Source organism: uncultured Thiodictyon sp., assembly GCA_903837595.1.
In the GTDB taxonomy this organism is placed as follows: domain Bacteria; phylum Pseudomonadota; class Gammaproteobacteria; order Chromatiales; family Chromatiaceae; genus Thiodictyon.
Genome location: CAILVI010000154.1, coordinates 1 through 2294, shown reverse-complemented (window position 1 = coordinate 2294; position 2294 = coordinate 1). Strand labels below are relative to the sequence as shown.

Sequence of the window (2294 nt, the reverse complement as noted above, 5' to 3'; positions counted from 1 at the left end):
GGGTTGTCGCGCTGCTCGACCGCGGCGTAGAAGGCGTCCATGTCCAGGTGCATGATCCAGCGCGGGGGCACGGTGCTCATGGTCCTGGTGCTCGACAAGGGAAACTGGTCATGAGGTTAGCGCGGGCGCCGGCACAGACCGGCCGGCCGGCGGGAATCAAGTCTGCGCGGGGATAGCGCCGCCAGCGTCCGTCCTGATCACTGCAACGAGCACTCGATCAACTGCGCAATCTCCTGCGAGACCCGCTGGTTCATCTCCTCCGGCAGGCCGAGCCGGTCATACAGCCCGTTCATGTACCCGAATTGCAAATTGATCTGGCGAAAGAGTTCCGCATAATCATCGAACTGCCACCCGCTCATCCCATCCTGGGCCTGCTCCCGGTGGCCCCGGCACAGCAGGCGCAGGACGTGCCAGAAGGTCTCCCCGACCTTCTCGACGAAGTGGAACCAGTACGGGAACTCGGCCGTCACGTCCATGAAGTAGGCGCGGATCTCGGGAATCTCCGCGGTCTCGCGCGGGTCGTTATCCCAGCCGTCAAAGTAGAAGGTGACCTTGCCCTCCCAGCGCATGGCGATCTCACGGGTAGCGACCAGCGGTAAGAGCTTGTCGAGCAGGGGACGGATGTCGTGCGTCACCACCGACTCGCGCATGATGGCGATGACCAGGAACTGGTCCTTGGCGGGCGACAGGCGGGCGTGCGGATACTTGGGATGGCGCTTCTTGGACATGTCGTCACTGGTCTGCGGCTGTTGAGGTCCCGGATTATCCGCCAACCCGTCCTCCAGCACCCGCCGGATGCCGACCGAGACGCCCCTGGCCACCGACACCAGGGGCCCGCTCCTGCGCACCCGACCAGCATCCTGGCAATGTGGCAGCTGGTGACACACAGGCGAGCGAACATCCTGGACCTCCTGAGTCGGCGGGCGGGAGCCCCGCGGCGACACGACACACCACCGCGCTCTTTGATCGCTGCCGGGACCGCTTGCAGGACGAAGACCTCGGTCCCTTGGCGCAGTGTCGGAGCAGCGAGACAGGCCACGACATCGACACGCAGGGTTGGGGCCGCGTTTGAGCCGATGCAGATTCTGCACACCTTCTGGCAACCCGACCCTACTGACGCGTTCGTCCAAGCCGGCGCCTTCCGGCTCTGGGTGGAAAACGCCGGAGCGTCGCCCCGTAGGGCGCGACGACGGCCTGCCGGTGCATCCGTTTCACCTGTCCAGGGTGGACTGGCTGGCCCTCCTTGAGACGCTGGGGGGCGTCGCTCGCGGCGTCCAGCCTCGACGGTGCGTGGTGACCTGTGCGCTGCAACTGCCTTGACACTTGCCGTATGTGAGCGCGTTTGGGTATCGGCACATTCACTCGGCGTCCGACGTGGTTCGGGTGCGCGTTGACGGCAACGATCAGGTCTTTCCTGGAAACACGATATGCAGAACGAACGGATTGGAACGGCCGGTGCCGTCGATAAGAAAAGAGGTTATGAATCCTTCTTGCTGCATAATCATCAACTGCTTGCGTGCATTTTGATTGAGCTTCCACACGGGAGCTTGTGCGCCAATGGCTTCATACAATTCGCTCGCACCGATACGATAGACGGAGTTACTGCGCTGGCTTGCCAAAAAGCGATGTAGTGCTTTCCCAAGATCGGAGAGCCTTCTGCGCAGCGAAAAACTGATAAACGTATAATAGTTCTCCAGCCACCGTGACACCAGAGGATGGAACTGGACGTAATAGCAGGCATCTTGCTCTTTCGAGAATTCCGGAATATCAAAAAGCGAGATGACTCTTTGGTACCCCGCCCCGTCCTGTTCCTTGTCGAAGCGCAACTGCAGCCCATCGAGGTCCTCGATACTCTCACACCGCCGCGCCAACGCTCGTTCGCCCCACCCTTGTGGCGGCGCGTCGCCATGAATGGCCGTTTCCAACTGTGATAGTGTAAATAGCACGATGTCAACGTTTACGCGTTCAGCTGTCGGTGTCGTGTCTTGCGTATCTAGACACCGCAGGACGGTCGGCAGCTGATCGGCTGGCCCCGTCAGCCGGCGCGAGCGTAAGATCATGAGTCCCAGCAGCGTGTCTTCATCGTAGATATTCAGCGCTGGTCCGGAACGATAGACGCCACCGCCGTCCCATGACGACTGTAACTTCACCCATCCGCGTTTGAACATCTCGATCGCCGTCTCGCGCGTCACTGGCGGAAACAGCGGGAGCCTCATGAGCATGGTGGGATATTTGGGGGTGCGCACATTGCAGTCGGTTCCAGCCCCCGCTGGCGTGCGACGCTATCCAGCGCC

At 61.6% G+C, this 2294-nt stretch carries 2 protein-coding genes; both read right to left on the bottom strand.

The window, feature by feature from the left end; translation table 11 throughout:
- Positions 1-197 precede the first annotated feature (197 nt).
- Positions 198-827, bottom strand: a complete 630-nt coding sequence (locus QZY44_RS08235) for a chlororespiratory reduction 6 domain-containing protein (RefSeq protein WP_295444855.1) — start codon at positions 825-827, stop codon at positions 198-200.
- Between the two features lie 576 nt (positions 828-1403).
- The gene (locus QZY44_RS08230; protein WP_295444852.1) at positions 1404-2246 is read right to left on the bottom strand and encodes a hypothetical protein; all 843 of its coding nucleotides are present in this window, start codon (positions 2244-2246) and stop codon (positions 1404-1406) included.
- Between the last annotated feature and the right edge of the window lie 48 nt (positions 2247-2294).